Here is a 15,057-nt window from a genome sequence, read left to right as displayed (position 1 = left end):
GGTTGCGCTTCATTCCCTGGTCCTCTCAATGGGCCAGAGCTTACTTCAAAATGGATTATTTCAGCAGGGCAAGGTCACCATGCCTGAGCAGGTCATCGGTGCACGTCCACCGACCCTTGTGTTCGCACGCATGATCTCGCGGCTCTCCACTTGAGTGAGAACGACAATCTCTCCGTCTTCGACCACTCCGAGGTTCGCGTTTGGTCCCGCAAACGCCTGAGATAAGGCAATGCGGGAGCGATAAAGTTGCGGTGCCGCACAAAAGCAGACCCCACTGTGAATGCCGCTCGCCCCACATGCCACATCCCGTCCGATGTGTCGAAATGAACGAATTTGGATCGTTCCAGCGTAGTGAGTAGGCGATGGACAGTTGATGGGGAAAGTCCGGTTCGAACCGAGATATCGGTGAGCCGGGCGCCTTCCTCGTCCTCACCCAGAACCGACAATATGGCCACGGCACGTTCGACCGATTGAACTCCGCCAGTCCTGAGCTTATTAGGCAATGGGGAAGCTGCATCTGACATGTTAGTGTTGTAGCAGGCCACGCTGCGCGCGATTAGCCCCAGCCATTCCTGTCTTGATGACTTTTCCGCATGGTGAAAATCATGGCGATGCGCGTCGATACCATGATGGGAGGCGCGTAGATCGAGAGCCACAGAACAAACTGGATGTGGTTCATGACTGAATATGTCCGCCGCCGAGCGGGTCGTCCGCTTCGTAGAGGACGAAGCTCTACATCGACCACCTTCTTTCCTAACACGCCGGAACCTACTTCGGAGATCTCCCATGTCTGAAAGCACTACCCCAACTCTGCGTAACGCAGCGCTGCATTTTCATGAGTTCCCGAAGCCTGGCAAGCTCGAGATCGTGGCTACGAAGCCCTTGGCCAATACGCGCGACCTGTCGCTGGCCTATTCCCCCGGCGTCGCCATTCCCTGCGAGGAAATCGCCGCCGATCCGCAGGCAGCCTATAAATATACTTCCAGGGGCAATCTCGTTGCCGTTATCTCCAATGGCACGGCCGTCCTTGGCCTGGGCAACATCGGCGCACTCGCGTCAAAGCCCGTCATGGAAGGCAAGGCGATCCTGTTCAAGAAATTCGCCGGCATCGACAGCATCGACATCGAGGTCAACGAACAGGATCCCAAGCGTTTCATCGAAATCGTGGCGCCGCTCGAACCCAGTTTTGGGGGCGTCAATCTCGAGGACATCAAGGCGCCCGGGAAAACGGTGCGATGAAGCGCGGCTGATTGCACCAAAGCGAGGGGTACGAGGCGGGCCCGAAAGGCCCGCCTAACGCAATACGGACGGTCACTTGGATTCGGAATGACCCCGCAGGTCGCCACGCTTGCGGATCGGCGGACCAGCTTTGCCAGATCTGCTGATTGAATGGGCGCAGGCCGTCGATGACATCACGCCAGTCGCCGTCACGCTCTTCGGTACACCAAATCAGGTCGCGGAACCAGCCAACGAAGTCGGATAGCCCGGTGCCGAGCGGAATATCAGCACTGCCGAGCCGAATGGGATCCGTCATCCTGTGTGGAGCAGGCAAATAGCCCGTGCCGCGAGACGGCGACGACTTCTCCCCGATGGCCTTTACCGGCGGCGACGCCGTCATCGTTCCGCTGCGGGACATCGCTCGCATCGAGTTGAGCGCTGCGTAGAACGCCAGACTCGGCGGGCGGCCCGCCGCCATGCTGCAGATCGGTGCCAGGCAACCGGCGCCACCGCGACCATGCTGATCGAGTGGAACATACCGGAACTGACCGGCAAGGCCACAGCCCCAGTCAACTTCCTGATTTTGTCATGGCGCGAGCAGCAGCGACCCGGAAACACCTGCATTCTCGATATCGCGATGCGCCTGGACGGCATCCGCAAGCGCATAGGTCTTGTCAATACGCGGCCTAAGGACGCCTTGCGCAACCAGCCCGAACAGTGCGCAAGCGACGCCCCGGAGCCCCTTCGTATCCCGGATGTGTCCCGTGACGCCCGCACGCGCCACCGAAAGCGACCGCATCGCCAGGGCCTGGATGTCGATTGGCGGCACCGACCCGGAAGCGTTGCCATAGTTCACCGCATTTCCGAACATTCCGAGCAGGCCAATCGACCTTTCGAAGGTGTCCTTGCCGACACCGTCATAGACGGCGGCAATCCCGTCCGGCGCGATCTTCCGTACCTCGTCCACAAAATCGCAGTCCCGGTAAAGGACCACATGATGGCACCCGTTTTCGCTCGCGATGCTTGCCTTGGCGTCCGAGCCCACCGTACCGATGACGGTGGCGCCCAAATGGTTCGCCCACTGGCAAAGCAATGAACCGACGCCGGCCGCGGCCGTGTGGACGAGCACGATATCACCGGGACCCGGCTTGTAGAGCTTGTTGATTATCAGCGAAGCGGTGCTTCCCTTGAGCAGAACAGCCGCAGCCTGCTCGTCGGTCACGGTGTCCGGAATCGGCACGAGGCGATCTTCCGGCACGGCGCGAAGTTCGCAGTAGGCTCCGGTATCCTCGAAGAACTGGCCGTAGATGCCCGCATAGGCGACGCGATCGCCGATCCTGAAGTCAGAAACGGCTTCGCCGACCTTCTCAACGACGCCGGCGGCCTCGTTGCCCAGGATCAGCGGAAAGCGCACGTCCAAACCATTTCGGATTGTCTTGTAAAAGCCACCACGTCGAACGTTGATGTCGGAAAAATTGACGCCAATCGCGGTATGGCGCACCAGGACATCAAGGGGACCTAGCTTAGGCTCCGGGAGGCGCTCATATGACATCACCTCCGGACCACCGTTCCGGTGAATGACAATGGCGTTCATCATTGTGGTCGTTCCCATGCCGGCCAGTTGCCGCCCCTTTTGTGGTTCCTGAAGGCGAGCGTCTGTCCCCCTTGTCCGTTACTTACTTTGCCTCGCCGATCCAGCATCGCTTTCCATAGCCTTGGTGCGGGCCGCAGGTTCCGGTGTGCCGGAGATGTGCCCGAGGCACCTGTCCGATTGCGAATGAGGGAAACACAACCGTGAAGATCACACGCATCGAAATCATCGCGCTGGACCAGCCGCACAAGGGTAGGCTGATCTTCGCAACCGGCCCGACACCCGCGGCGAATAATTTCATCCTGATGAAGATCCATACCGACGAGGGTCATGTCGGATTGGGCAGTTCCTACAGCTTTCCAGATGCACCGTTGCTGAAATCCGGCGTGTCCCGTGAAGGCGCCATGGTCCTGATGAAAGACCTCGCGCGGATGCTGATTGGCGAGGATCCGAGACGTACGCACTACCTGTTGAACAAGCTCGAGACGAGCATCAGCGGGTGGTACAGCGAAAACTGGTACGTGCTGGGAACGTTCGATTGCGCGCTCTACGACCTGAAGGGCAAGCTGTACGGCGTCCCAGTCTACGAGCTTCTCGGCGGCTTGCAGCGCGAGCGAATTCCGCTCGAACACATCCAGAGCTTCCTGCCGACGCCGGAAGAAGCTGCCGAGGAGGCGAAGCGTTACATCGACGGCGGTTTCAAGTCCATCAAGCTCCATGTCAACAGCGACGCGCAGAACGCCGTCGCTCGCATGAAGGCCGCGCGGGAAGCGCTCGGGCCCGCTATTCCCATCGGCGTCGACATGGGCATGGCCTACAGCCTGTCGGGCGCCTTGCGGACGATCGAGAGCCTAAACGAATACGACCTGAACTTCGTCGAACAGCCTTTGCCGGCCTACGACATCGAAGGCCAGGTGCTGCTGCGCCAGAAATGTCGGGTCCCAATCCTTGCCGATCACGGCGCGATGTCCATCTCGGAGGCATTCGCCAGCATCAAGGCAGGCGCCTATGACGGCGCCCACTGCCTGCTGTGCCGCGTCGGCGGCATTCATCGGGCCGTCAAATGGGCCGACCTCATGGACATCTCCTTCACCGACTATCAGATCTGCAACCAGGGAAACACGATCGCGGCGGCAGCCGGCGCGCACTTCGGCGTCGCAAGAAAGAAGTCCGACCGCTTCAACGACGAACTCGGCCTTTTCCTCTATCTGCACGGCACGACCGATACGAAGTCGATCACCGACGACATCGTGCGGGATCCGGGTTTCACCATCGAGAACGGCGAGTTGCATTCTCCGAGAGGGCCAGGCCTGGGAGTTGAACTGGACGACGACATGGTCGCCAGATATCGAAGCCCATCCCTGCAGCCGATTGTGGTCGATTGATCGTTTGGTCGGCGACGCACAGCGTACGCTCAACCATGCCGCAAGCCGTTCCCCAATGGATCAGTGATCCAGCATGGGCAGGACGGTGGACTGCTTGACCTGGCCGAGCGCGAAGCTCGATTCGATCGAGGCGACGCCTTCAAGTCGCGTGAGCTTCTGCTTGAGGAAGGCTTCGTAAGCCGGCAGGTCTTTTACTACGATACGCAGCAGATAATCGCGCTGTCCGGTCATGAGATAGCAGTCTACGATCTCGGGCCACCGCGCCACCGCCGCGGCGAACCGGTCGAGTTCCTCCTCCCGCTGGCGTTCCAGCTTGATCGAGGCGAACACGCTTATCGGCAACCCCACCTTGGTCTGGTCGACCACCGCGACATAGCCTTTGATGACACCGGCTGCCTCCAGCATCCGCACGCGACGGGCGCAGGGCGACGCCGAGAGGCCGGCCTTGTGGCCGAGTTGGTCAGTCGTGAGCCGGGCGTCCTGCTGCAGCGCTACGAGCAGCTTCCGGTCGATCTCGTCGATTTCCGATTTTGGCATGATGAACCTGACTTTTCGCGGATATTGGCTAACTGAGCTAACATAGTCCCTTTAGAATCCCGATAATAGCCACAAGCGCCGCCAGCTTGCCACTATGTTCTTTGTCATCGTGACGTAGGGGAAGTGGAGGATCATGGACACGCGGCTTGACTATCTCGCCGAGCTCGAAAGGAAGGTGCTCTGGCTATCGACGTGGATGATCCACAACGCCAACCATCTGCGCCCGAATGAGGACGGCTTGAAGGTCGGCGGTCATCAGGCCTCCTCGGCCTCGCTCGCCACCATCATGACCGCCCTCTACTTCGCCGTTCTCAGGCCGGAGGACCGGGTGGCGGTCAAGCCCCATGCCAGTCCGATCTTCCACGCCATCCAGTATCTGCTCGGCAATCAGACGCGCGATAAGCTGGAAGCCTTCCGCGGCTACAAGGGTGCGCAATCCTATCCCTCGCGCACCAAGGACGTGGACGACGTCGACTTCTCCACCGGCTCGGTCGGACTCGGCGTCGCGCAGACGCTGTTTTCCTCACTCGTGCAGGACTATCTGCGCGCTAAGGATCTGGGCAGGGAACGCCCGGAGGGCCGCATGGTGGCGCTGATCGGCGACGCCGAAATGGACGAAGGCAACATCTTCGAGGCGCTGCTCGAAGGCTGGAAGCACGGCTTGCGCAACACCTGGTGGGTGGTGGACTACAATCGGCAGAGCCTCGACGCCGTCGTGCGCGAAGGCCTGTGGGAGCGCTTCGAGACGATGTTCCGCAATTTCGGCTGGGACGTCGTCATCCTGAAATACGGCTCGCTGCTCCAGGAGGCCTTCGCCGAGCCCGCCGGCGAGCGCCTGCGCGACTGGATCGACAGTTGCCCAAACCAGCTTTATTCCGCGCTGACGTTCCAGGGTGGCGCCGCTTGGCGCAAGCGCCTGCTCGACGATCTGGGTGACCAGGGTCCTTTCTCGCGGCTGATCGAGAAGCGGTCGGACGACGAGCTAGCGCGCCTGATGACCAATCTCGCCGGCCACGATCTGCCGACCTTGCTGGAAGCATTCGAGGCGGCTCGCCGGCACGACCGGCCGGTCTGCTTCATCGCCTACACGATCAAGGGCTTCGGCCTGCCGCTCGCCGGCCACAAGGACAATCACGCCGGCCTGATGACCCCGGCCCAGGTCGACGGCCTGCGCGAGCGGATGGGCGTACGCGCCGGGCACGAATGGGAACCGTTCGAAGGACTTCGCCCCACCGAGGCGGAGATCGCCGCCTTTCTCGGCGCAGTGCCATTCGCCGCCCAGGGTCGCCGCCGCTACGACGCACCTGCCATAACTGTACCGCCTCGGCTCGACTTCACCCCACAGGCCTCGATGTCGACGCAGCAGGGTTTTGGCCTGCTCATGCACGAGATCGGCAAGTTGGAGGACGACTTCGCCCATCGCATCGTCACCACGTCCCCCGACGTGACGGTCTCGACCAACCTAGGCCCCTGGGTCAACCGCCGAGGGCTGTTCGCGCGCAAGGAGATGGCGGACCTGTTTCGGCGCGAGCGCATACCCTCGACCTTCAACTGGGAGTTCTCGCCGAAGGGCCAGCACATGGAACTCGGCATCGCCGAGATGAACCTGTTCATCATGCTCTCGGCGCTCGGCCTTTCGCATTCGATCTTCGGCGAACGACTGCTGCCCGTCGGAACCCTCTACGATCCCTTTATCGAACGCGGTCTCGATGCGCTGAACTACGCCTGCTACCAGGATGCGCGCTTCATCCTCGCAGCCACCCCGTCAGGAGTGACGCTGGCGCCGGAAGGCGGCGCCCACCAGTCGATCGCGACCCCGCTGATCGGCATGGCGCAGGACGGTCTCGCGAGCTTCGAGCCAGCCTTCGTCGACGAGCTTGCCATCATCCTGCGCTTCGCCTTCGACTACATCCAGCGCGACGGGGCGGCCGAGCCCGACGAGGTCAACTGGCTCCGCGACGCGCTCGGCGGCGCCGTCTATCTCCGCCTCTCGACGCGGTCGATCGGCCAGCCGAAGCGCGAGATCGACGATCACCTGGCCGGCGACATGATCAGCGGCGCCTACTGGATGCGCCGGCCGGGACCGAATGCGCAGATCGTCGTCGCCTATATGGGCGCCGTCGCGCCGGAAGCGGTGGAGGCGGTCGGGCTGATAGCGGAGGACCGGCGCGACGTCGGGCTGCTTGCCGTGACCTCCGCCGACCGACTGCAGGCGGGATGGAGCGCTGCGCAGCGCGCCCGCGAGCGCGGCCTGGTGCATGCCCGCAGCCATGTCGAGCGGCTGCTCGCTGCAATGCCGAACAATTGTGGGCTGGTGACCGTGGTCGACGGTCATCCGGCGACGCTGTCCTGGCTCGGCGGCGTGCACGGCCACAGGACGCGGGCGCTCGGCGTCGAGCATTTCGGGCAGACCGGCACCATCGCCGACCTTTACCGGCACTACAGCCTCGATGCGCAAGGCATAGCCGCTGCCGCCCAGGCAGTCACGGCGGGACGGCCGATCCGCCACCTTCGGGCGGTCTGACGGACGAGATCCGTCGGCAACGCCTCACAGAGTCGCGTTGCCGGCCGATCTGCCCGGCCGATGCGTAGCAAGCTTGGGAGGCAAACACGCCCGCTATGGGCTGGCCGCCTCGTTCACTCTCACAGCGAGTCGAGTTGCTGCCGCAATTCGCGTTTCAGCACCTTGCCGTAGTTGCTCTTGGGCAGCGCGTCGACGAAGAGATAGCGCTTCGGCCGTTTGAAGCGGGCGATGTTCTCGTTGCAGAAGGCGTCGAGCTCGGCCGGCGTCGGCTGCCTGTCGTCACGCAACACGATCACCGCCACGACGATCTCGCCCCATTCGGGATGAGGCTGGCCGACGACGCAGACCTCGGCGACGTCGGCATGCCGCAGCAGGACCTCCTCGACCTCGCGCGGATAGACGTTGGAACCGCCGCTGATCACCACGTCCTTGGAGCGGTCGCGCAGCGTCAAAAGACCCTTTTTGTCGAACGAGCCCATGTCGCCGGTGAACAGCCAGCCGTCCTTGAGGGCATCCGCCGTCGCCTTCGGGTTGTTCCAGTAGCCGGACATGACGATGTCGCCGCGACAGACGATCTCGCCGACCTCGCCGACCGGGAGCGGGGCGCCGTCCTCGCCGACCACTGCTACCTCGACGCCGAGGCGCGGATAGCCGCCGGAGCCCAGCACATCGGCATTGTCGCCGGCGTGGTCGGCGCGGCGCAGCCCGGTGATGGTCATAGGGGCTTCGCCCTGGCCGTAGATCTGGATGAACACCTGGCCGAAGACGGCGATCGACTTGCGCAGTTCCTCGACATACATCGGCGCGCCGCCATAGATGATGGAGCGCAGATTGCGCGGCCGGGCGCCACTGCTCTCGGCCTGGAGCCGCAACCGCTGCACCATGGTCGGTGCGAGAAAGGCGCCGACGCCGGGATGCGACTCGCAAAGCGCCAGGAACTCCGCCGGATCATAGGCGCCGCTTGCCGGCACCACCTGGCGTGCCGCGCGGGCGATGTATGCAGGGATGTAGAGCCCGGAGCCGTGCGACATCGGCGCGGCATGCAGCAGCGAAGAGTTCTCATCGACCGGCTCCATGTCGGCAAGATGCGCAAAGGTGCAGGCGTTGAGGTTGCGGTGCGACAGCATCGCACCTTTAGATCGGCCGGTCGTGCCGGAGGTGAAGAAAAGCCAGGCGAGTTCGGCGGGATCCGATCCGATGGGGCCCTTCCACTCTTCTCCAACCATGGCGGCATAGTCCGCGCCGCCGATCCTCACCAGCCGGCAGGCTTCGGCAGGCGAGCCCTTCGCCGCATCGGCAAGCGCATCGATGATCTTCGCCGACACAAAGGCGACGCTAGCGCCAGAGTCCTCGAGTATCTGCACCATCTCCTTGGGGTGCAGCTTGGCATTCACCGGCGCTACGGCCATGTTAGCTGCCCAGCTGCCGAAGAACAGCTCGACATATTCCGGACAGTTCTCGCTGGCCAGCGCAACGCGGTCGCCCGGACGACCGACGGCACGCAGGCCGGCCGCAAGCCTCAGTGCGCGCGAGCGCAACTCCGCGAATGTCAGCAGTTGGTCCGAACCTCGGAACACCGCGCCATGGTCGGGAAAGCGTCGCGCCGCCTGGTCGAGGAGGAAATAGTTGTTCATCGGGTCAGGCCACCGCCAAACTGGCGCTCCACGCTGCAGCATTTCGACCGGCCGCAGGCCGTGATAGGATCTTGCCCAGCGCATCGTTCAGCACAGCGACCGGATCGGCCTGCGCCGAGAACGAGCGCCAGCCAACATGGTTGTCCGGCCGCACAAGGATGGCACCGTCCTCATTGACCTCGCGGAGCCGCAGCCAAGCGCGTTCTGCGTCGACGTAGTCGCAGCCGTCGCCGACCGAAACCACCTTCAGCGTCAGGCCGCTACGCGCAGCGACCGCCATTGCCGCCTCGCGCCAGCCGTCGCCGCCAGCGCCCGTGATCAGCACGAACGCACCGGCACCGATGAGGTCGAGCGTGGAAAGGCGCCGTCCGTCGCGATCGAGCCAGGCGTGCGGCAGGCGATGTCCGGGCCTGGTGGTAGGGACATAGCGTCCGCCCATCGGGTCGCGCTCCGGCGGAAAGGTGCCGTCCGGAAACACGGCGCCCTGATCGTAGTAGAAGCCGATTTCGAGATCATGCGCCTGCCATTCCATGCGCTGCACCCCGATCACCTGGTGGAGCCGTGCGCGCCGGGTGCGCCCCTCGTCATCGTCGGCGAAGAATGCCGCGAAATTACGCCGGCTGACTTCGCCGTCACCACGCACCAGGCCAATGCCGACGTCAGTGAGCTGATGGTTCTGAAAGGTGAGCAGCGCCCATTTGACGTTGCGGTCAGCAACCGATCGGCGCTCCGTCTCATAACTGTCGAGCAGGCCGTCGGAAGCCTGGCCCTTCAGCACCGCGCTGAGCTTCCAGGCAAGATTATGCGCATCCTGTACCGCCGAATTCAAACCGAGCCCCGTGGTCGGCGGATGCCGGTGCGCCGCGTCACCTGCCAGGAAGACGCGGCCGAAGCGATAGCGGTCGGCCAGCACCCCTTCGACGGTCCAGTGGCCGATGCCGATGATGTCCGGCTGCAGGTCCGGCAGCTTCAGCAACTCGCGCATGCGCGGCAGCAGCGAGGCTTCGTCGAAGCGGGCGGGATCGTCCGGCCGAAAGCTGAAATGGAACATCCACTCTTCCGAATGGCGGTCGAACCTCGTCGGCCCGAGCTTGCCGAGGACGCCGCTGCTCCAGGAGCCGCCTTCCGGGTTGACGAACCAGGTGGTCATCGCATGGTCGTCGTCCCACCATTGCGATAGGTCGGCGCGAAAATAGACGGTGACCATCTCGGCGAGATTGGTCGCGCCGGTGAATCGGCTGCCCACGATCGGGCCGACGGTCCGTCCACCATCCGCGGCGATCGCGTAGTCGGCGACGACCGTCTGCTCGTCACCGGTCGCGCGATTGCGGATGCGGGCGCGCACGGCGCCTCGGTCCTGGTCCAGCGTCACCAGTTCATGGTTGTAGAGCAGGCCGTCAGGGTTGCGCGCCTCGGCTTCAGCGCGCAGCAGCGGCTCCAGCCTGACCTGCGGATAGAGGGTGCTCTCACAGGGACTGTCGGCCGCGTAGGCGGTGAGTGGTCCGCCACCGAAGGAGTCGATGGCATAGAAGGTGCGGCGGTCGAGCGGCCCGTCGCCGGCGAGGCTGGTGCACCAGCGGATCTTCGAGATGTATTTGAGCGGCATCGAGCGGCTGTAGACCGCGTCGGCGATGCCGATCTGGCGGAACACCTCCATCGTGCGCTGGTTGAGGTAGCGCGCCTTGGGCAACCGCCCGGGAGAGGGGTGCCGCTCCACGAGCAGGGATTCGGTACCTAACTCGGAGAGGGCGATCGACGACGACAGGCCGCATCCGCCGCCGCCCACGATCAGCACCGGCACGCGACGTTCGCTCATGATGGTGTCCCCGGCTTATGATTCCAGAAGGCCGCGCGCGGCCAGCCAGTTGCGCTGCAATTCGATGGCCTCGGCGAGGTGCGCCGGCTGTCCGGCATAGTAGTGCGTCGCGCCCTTGATGACACGGAAGGTCTTGTCCGCGCTTGCCGCCGCCCGGTAGATCATGCCGGTATGCGGCTGCGGCGCGGCGTCGTCCGCACTGTTCTCGATGGCGAGAAACGGCACACGGATATGGGCCGCGCAGGCGACGCCATCGGCTCGCGAGTCCCTGATCGACCACTGCGACAGCCACGAGCGCAAGGTGGAGAACCGGCCGAGCGCGACCGGCCCCGTGTTCACCGTCTCCGGATTGCCAAGATAGGACCAACGCGGCCGCCGGTCGTTGGGGTCGACGGAGGGGTCGATGAAGCGCGGATCGGCGAATGTGCGGTGGGTGACGAAACCACGCTCCATCTCGCCCGTGTTGCGACGGCGCAGCGTGTCGAGCGTTTCCAGCACCCGGTCCCGGATGCGGTCGATTCGCGCCAGCTGTGCCGTCCTGTAATTTGCGAGGAAATCGGTGGAATATGGCGGCTGATCGGGGTTGGCGGGATCGTAGATGTCGAGTTCACGGATGCGATCGTCGGGATCGTGCTCGTTGCGCACCGACGGATCGATGCTGTCCGCCAGCAACTGGGCGCGCGAGATATGCGCGGCCTGGAAGATCAGCGCATCGGCGGGAATGAGCCCTGCGCCCTTCACGTTCACCGGATCGCCGGCGGGCGTCTCGGTGATCGTCGGGTTCTCGGCCTGCGACTGGTAGAACAGCGCCAGCGAGCCCCCGCCACTCCATCCGACGATCACCACCTTCTCGTAGCCGAGTACCTCCTTGGCATGCCGGACATAGGCCCCGAGGTCCAGCAGCACCTTCTCCATGATCAGGGCCGCGTCGTTCTTGGCGTACCGGCTCGCCGCGCACAGCACATGAGCCCCATGCAGAACCGCCGCGCGGGGGACCGGAAGCAGTTGCAAGGTCGAAGTCGGATGCATGAAGATCATCAGCGTGGAGGACGGGCGGCCCTTCGGGACCATCAGGATACCCTCCAGGTTCACCGCGCCCTGATTGCCGGCGAAGCCGTAGGTCTCGACGAACGCAGACTTTTCCTCATACTGGAGGTGAATCCAGCGATACTCTACTTCCAGCAGATCCCGTCCGGCAGATGTCATGTGCTTTCCTTGCCTCAGGCCTGGGCTGGTATGGCTGCCCGCCACGCTCGCGTCGAATTTGCCGCGCCTGGCGAACGGAGTAGGAGCGAGCATCGGGTAGCGCTGTCCCCCGCCGCTGTTACAGCCGGACACAGGGCCATCGACGCAATTAGACCCTGCGCCGCCAAATCGGCCGGCGCTTGCCGGCGCTGCGCGCGCCGCTACAAAGATTGATATTGAGGATCCCTGCGGCGAAGCCAGCAGGGCGCTCGAGGAGGCAAGATGGCCAAGGCGCAAAAGATGGAGGACCCGGCGGTCGCCGAGGAGATTAGCCGTTATCGCCTTCCGGACGGCCTCTTTGCCCCTGAAACATCCCTGCCGCACGCCTTCACCGTGGTGGCCAACAGGGTCAGCCTGACGCTGCAGAAGATGTACAGCGAGCGCTTTGGTCTGTCGGTCGTCGGATGGCGGCTGATGGCTATACTCGGGACACATTCCCCGCTGTCTGCCAAGGCGCTGGCAGAGTTGACCGCCATGGACCAGGTCAGCACCAGCCGCGCGCTGGACCAACTCGTAGCCAAGCGGTTGGTCTCGCGCCGGGTTGACCCGAGCGACCGCCGGCGCGTCGTGTTGCGTCTGAGCAAGAAGGGCGAGGTCGTCTACAGCGAGGTCGTGCCTGTGCTGTTCGCAGCCGAGAACGCCTTAATGTCCGGCCTATCGGCTGAGGATTCTCGGATGATCCGCAGCATCATGCGGAAGCTGATCGACCGTTCGGCGGAGGTCCTGCCGGACGACGGCGACTGGCAGACGGTCCTGCGCGACTATGGTTACGCCGATAGTTCGGGCCTGACGCCGGCCGACGCGGAAAATTCGGCGCGGGAAGAGCCCGGCGTTCCCAGCGAATAAACCGATTGAACAATGGTCCCAACAAGGGGGGACATTGCTGATCGGCGTTGCAACCGATGATAGGTCTATCGTCGGAAACCATCGCATGGTTCCGCATGTCGGTCTCGGGCGGCCGTTGCCCTCAGGCCCAGAGAATTGCAGGAGAATGCCGTTATGGACCAACAGTTGGAAGCGCCGCGCGTGGCCACTCCGCGCAATCCCGGGCTGACACCAACGATGCTCAACCACGCCGCTTGGGTCACGCATGACGTCGCGGCCACCCACGATTTCTATACCCGCATCATGGGCATGGAGATCGCCAGCACGGTGATCGACGACAAGGTGCCGTCGACTGGTGACGCCTTTCCCTATTTCCACATCTTCTTCAAGATGAAGGACGGCTCTACCTTCGCCTTCTTCGAGGCGCCCGGGCTGCCGGCGCCGGCGAAGTCCACGCATCCGGCCTACGACATCTTCAATCACATCGCCCTTGAGGTGTCCTCGCGCGAGGATGTCATGAAGTGGTACGATTGGCTGAAGCTTAACGGTCTCGATGTGGTTGGCCCGACCGATCACAAGGGCCTGATCTTCAGCATCTACTTCCATGATCCCAACGGCGTGCGCCTGGAGATCACGACACCGCTAGACAAGGATTGGAACAACCACACCGAGACTGCGGAGGAAGACTTTTCATTGTGGGTCAGCACGAAGGAAAGAGCCAAGCGCGAGGGGAAGGACGTGACAGGGGAGTTGATCAAGCTCGCCGAGGATGTCCGCAAGCGCTACGGCGCTTGACAGAACTTTAGATCTCTCAGCATCCGGGGTGCTGCCCTTGGATGCTTTGAGCCGTCTGCCTCCTGCCACGATTGATGCCCGCGGGCCGCGCTCGGCCCTCCGGCGCATCTTGCCAACCAACAACTAAGATCTTGGAATGCCGAATGAACAAGGATTGGCTCGGCCTGACTGGCTCCGCCTGCATAGTCACCGGCGCCGGCAGCGGCATAGGGCGGACGATCGCGGCTAACCTTGCCCAGGTAGGCGCCAAGATAGTTATCCTCGATCTCGATGGCGACAAGGCCGAGGAAAGCGCTGCTCTGATCCGACGGGAGGGCGGAGAGGCATTGGCGATGCGCGCCGACATCGCCGATCCGTCGAGCGTCGAGGCGGCCGCCGAGACGGCGGTATCTGCCTATGGTCCATGCAGGCTCCTCGTGAACAATGCCGCCCTTATTCGAAACGGGTCGCTGGCCGAGCTTTCGCTCGCCGACTGGAATGCGGTGCTCAGCGTCAATCTCACCGGCTTCTTCGTCTGCTCGCAGATCTTCGGCCGCCGCATGATGGCGAATGGCGGCGGCAGCATCGTGCATGTTGCCTCCATGTCCGGCACCTATCCGCAGCCAACCAGCGGCGCCTATAGCGTGAGCAAGGCGGGCGTATTGATGCTGTCGAAGAATCTCGCGCTGGAATGGGGCGAGAAGGGCATCCGCAGCAATGTCGTCAGCCCCGCCATGGTGCTGACCCCGATGTCAGAAGTGATTTACAAGGATCCCGCCGTAAAGGCCAAACGCGAGGCGGTCGTGCCCGTGCGCCGTATCGGCCTGCCGCAGGATATCGCCGACGCGGTCTGCTTCCTCGGCAGCGATCGCGCGAGCTATGTCAGCGGCCAGGAGATTCTTGTCGACGGCGGCTGGAGCGCCGGGTTGCTGGCGACGGTCCCCCGGCCGGGCTTCGACGAGACGAAGAAAAACTGAAGAAACCTCAGAGGGTCCGATGCCTCGCCCGAAATCCACAAAATCCCTGGAAGAGCGCCTCGACTATGTCGAGGATTATATCGAGATCATGCAACTCATCTGCGCCTATGGGCCGGCTGCGGATGCCACCCACTGGGAGCTGATCAAGGAAATCTGGGCCGAGGACTGCGTCTACGAGATCGGCGGGCTCGGCGTCTATGAAGGCCATGAAGGGCTGAAGCAGGCCTTCTATGGCGAGTTCCATCAGGGTCTGATGGCGTCGGGGTCTGGTCACGTCTCGTCCATGCCGCATCTCGTCATCGACGGGGACCGCGCGGTGGCGACGCATCACGGCACGCTCTATAAGCAGATCGACGGCAAGTTCCCCGTGATCCGCCTGATCGCCTCACGTTGGGAGTTCGAACGACGCGCGCAGGGCTGGGTGGTGGTGCGACGCACGAACGAACTGCTGCAGGAAAACCCACGGGCCCAGGCGCTGCTCGCCCGGGTCAAAGAAGGTCCGTCGGCGACAAAACTCGCGGCTGAATGATC

Annotated in this window: 12 protein-coding genes and 2 pseudogenes; 7 read left to right on the top strand and 7 right to left on the bottom strand. The window is 63.3% G+C overall.

Features of this window, described 5'->3' with window-relative positions; genetic code table 11:
* Positions 1–78: 78 nt before the first annotated feature.
* Positions 79–524 (bottom strand): annotated as a pseudogene (locus HUI96_RS26000) (IclR family transcriptional regulator); the annotation flags it as partial.
* 262 nt (positions 525–786) lie between these two features.
* Here HUI96_RS26000 and HUI96_RS25995 point away from each other — a divergent pair.
* Positions 787–1,221, top strand: a pseudogene (locus HUI96_RS25995) (NADP-dependent malic enzyme); the annotation flags it as partial.
* Here HUI96_RS25995 and HUI96_RS30135 read toward each other — a convergent pair.
* Entirely contained in the window at positions 1,211–1,696 is a 486-nt protein-coding gene (locus tag HUI96_RS30135; RefSeq protein ID WP_188257621.1) for a hypothetical protein, read from the bottom strand. The pseudogene HUI96_RS25995 and the gene HUI96_RS30135 sit on opposite strands and share 11 nt — an antisense overlap.
* A gap of 108 nt (positions 1,697–1,804) precedes the next feature.
* Positions 1,805–2,815, bottom strand: coding sequence for a quinone oxidoreductase family protein (locus tag HUI96_RS25985; RefSeq protein ID WP_188257620.1), 1,011 nt, complete (start codon positions 2,813–2,815; stop codon positions 1,805–1,807).
* Positions 2,816–3,012: 197 nt separating this feature from the next.
* On the opposite strand from HUI96_RS25985, the gene HUI96_RS25980 reads away from it, so the two are divergent.
* Positions 3,013–4,194, top strand: a complete 1,182-nt coding sequence (locus tag HUI96_RS25980; RefSeq protein ID WP_188257619.1) for a mandelate racemase/muconate lactonizing enzyme family protein — start codon at positions 3,013–3,015, stop codon at positions 4,192–4,194.
* A 60-nt stretch (positions 4,195–4,254) separates the two neighbouring features.
* On the opposite strand, the gene HUI96_RS25975 is transcribed toward HUI96_RS25980, so the two are convergent.
* Positions 4,255–4,731, bottom strand: a complete 477-nt coding sequence (locus HUI96_RS25975; RefSeq protein WP_188257618.1) for an Lrp/AsnC family transcriptional regulator — start codon at positions 4,729–4,731, stop codon at positions 4,255–4,257.
* 133 nt (positions 4,732–4,864) lie between these two features.
* On the opposite strand from HUI96_RS25975, the gene HUI96_RS25970 reads away from it, so the two are divergent.
* On the top strand, positions 4,865–7,255 hold the full coding sequence (locus tag HUI96_RS25970; RefSeq protein ID WP_188257617.1) for a transketolase: 2,391 nt from the start codon (positions 4,865–4,867) through the stop codon (positions 7,253–7,255).
* 119 nt (positions 7,256–7,374) lie between these two features.
* Here HUI96_RS25970 and HUI96_RS25965 read toward each other — a convergent pair whose 3' ends face one another.
* From HUI96_RS25965 to HUI96_RS25955, 3 genes are read right to left on the bottom strand one after another with little or no spacing between them, the layout of a single operon-like run.
* Positions 7,375–8,889 (bottom strand): AMP-binding protein, encoded by a 1,515-nt coding sequence (locus tag HUI96_RS25965; RefSeq protein WP_188257616.1) that lies wholly within the window; start codon positions 8,887–8,889, stop codon positions 7,375–7,377.
* Positions 8,890–8,893: 4 nt separating this feature from the next.
* Positions 8,894–10,705, bottom strand: a complete 1,812-nt coding sequence (locus HUI96_RS25960) for an FAD-dependent monooxygenase (RefSeq protein WP_188257615.1) — start codon at positions 10,703–10,705, stop codon at positions 8,894–8,896.
* A gap of 15 nt (positions 10,706–10,720) precedes the next feature.
* A complete protein-coding gene (locus HUI96_RS25955) occupies positions 10,721–11,911 on the bottom strand; it encodes an alpha/beta hydrolase (protein WP_188257614.1) in 1,191 nt (396 codons plus the stop codon).
* Between the two features lie 261 nt (positions 11,912–12,172).
* Here HUI96_RS25955 and HUI96_RS25950 point away from each other — a divergent pair, with 261 nt between their 5' ends.
* The 4 genes from HUI96_RS25950 to HUI96_RS25935 all read left to right on the top strand — a co-directional run bounded on the left by HUI96_RS25950 (position 12,173) and on the right by HUI96_RS25935 (position 15,055).
* The gene (locus tag HUI96_RS25950; protein ID WP_188257613.1) at positions 12,173–12,796 is read left to right on the top strand and encodes a MarR family winged helix-turn-helix transcriptional regulator; all 624 of its coding nucleotides are present in this window, start codon (positions 12,173–12,175) and stop codon (positions 12,794–12,796) included.
* A gap of 153 nt (positions 12,797–12,949) precedes the next feature.
* Complete coding sequence (locus HUI96_RS25945; protein ID WP_188257612.1) at positions 12,950–13,570, top strand: VOC family protein; 621 nt, start codon at positions 12,950–12,952, stop codon at positions 13,568–13,570.
* A 143-nt stretch (positions 13,571–13,713) separates the two neighbouring features.
* Complete coding sequence (locus HUI96_RS25940; RefSeq protein WP_188257611.1) at positions 13,714–14,526, top strand: SDR family NAD(P)-dependent oxidoreductase; 813 nt, start codon at positions 13,714–13,716, stop codon at positions 14,524–14,526.
* Positions 14,527–14,545: 19 nt separating this feature from the next.
* Positions 14,546–15,055: a nuclear transport factor 2 family protein gene (locus tag HUI96_RS25935; protein WP_188257610.1), complete on the top strand. Its 510-nt coding sequence runs from the start codon at positions 14,546–14,548 to the stop codon at positions 15,053–15,055.
* The last annotated feature ends 2 nt before the right edge of the window (positions 15,056–15,057 follow it).

This window comes from Pseudaminobacter soli (ex Zhang et al. 2022) (assembly GCF_014595955.1).
Lineage (GTDB): Bacteria > Pseudomonadota > Alphaproteobacteria > Rhizobiales > Rhizobiaceae > Kumtagia > Kumtagia pseudosoli.
Note: the sequence above shows the minus strand (reverse complement) of the source record. Positions and strands in the feature narration are given on the sequence as shown.

Excerpts from the sequence above, each read along its gene's own strand:
- HUI96_RS30135 (WP_188257621.1), bottom strand. The coding sequence starts at position 1,696 with ATGGCGGCGGGCCGCCCGCCGAGTCTGGCGTTCTACGCAGCGCTCAAC.
- HUI96_RS25985 (WP_188257620.1), bottom strand. The coding sequence starts at position 2,815 with ATGATGAACGCCATTGTCATTCACCGGAACGGTGGTCCGGAGGTGATG.
- HUI96_RS25975 (WP_188257618.1), bottom strand. The coding sequence starts at position 4,731 with ATGCCAAAATCGGAAATCGACGAGATCGACCGGAAGCTGCTCGTAGCG.
- HUI96_RS25970 (WP_188257617.1), top strand. The coding sequence starts at position 4,865 with ATGGACACGCGGCTTGACTATCTCGCCGAGCTCGAAAGGAAGGTGCTC.
- HUI96_RS25965 (WP_188257616.1), bottom strand. The coding sequence starts at position 8,889 with ATGAACAACTATTTCCTCCTCGACCAGGCGGCGCGACGCTTTCCCGAC.
- HUI96_RS25960 (WP_188257615.1), bottom strand. The coding sequence starts at position 10,705 with ATGAGCGAACGTCGCGTGCCGGTGCTGATCGTGGGCGGCGGCGGATGC.
- HUI96_RS25955 (WP_188257614.1), bottom strand. The coding sequence starts at position 11,911 with ATGACATCTGCCGGACGGGATCTGCTGGAAGTAGAGTATCGCTGGATT.
- HUI96_RS25950 (WP_188257613.1), top strand. The coding sequence starts at position 12,173 with ATGGCCAAGGCGCAAAAGATGGAGGACCCGGCGGTCGCCGAGGAGATT.
- HUI96_RS25945 (WP_188257612.1), top strand. The coding sequence starts at position 12,950 with ATGGACCAACAGTTGGAAGCGCCGCGCGTGGCCACTCCGCGCAATCCC.
- HUI96_RS25940 (WP_188257611.1), top strand. The coding sequence starts at position 13,714 with ATGAACAAGGATTGGCTCGGCCTGACTGGCTCCGCCTGCATAGTCACC.
- HUI96_RS25935 (WP_188257610.1), top strand. The coding sequence starts at position 14,546 with ATGCCTCGCCCGAAATCCACAAAATCCCTGGAAGAGCGCCTCGACTAT.